General features: G+C 61.7%; 1 pseudogene. It reads left to right on the forward strand.

Annotated elements, in window-relative coordinates:
* A pseudogene (locus KVT34_RS30575) lies at positions 1 to 256 on the forward strand (acetolactate synthase large subunit); the annotation flags it as partial.

The raw sequence follows: 256 nt of genomic DNA on the forward strand, positions 1-256 counted from the left end.
TGGCGGATTCCCAAGCGCTCCCGACCTGTGCGTGGGAATGCCCGGCAAGCACGGCACGTACACAGCATACCAGGCGAACCAGAATGCGGATCTGCAGAACACGAACGGCGCCCGCTTCGACGACCGGGTGTCGATGAAGCTGGTCGGCTCGCCGGCGAAAGCGAAGAAAATCGCCTCCATCGACATCGACCCCTCCGAGAACGGCAAGAACCTGAAGACGTACATTCCGGTAGACGGCGATATCCGCTCCGTGCTG

This window comes from Paenibacillus sp. GbtcB18, from assembly GCF_019091125.1.
In the GTDB taxonomy this organism is placed as follows: domain Bacteria; phylum Bacillota; class Bacilli; order Paenibacillales; family NBRC-103111; genus Paenibacillus_F; species Paenibacillus_F chitinolyticus.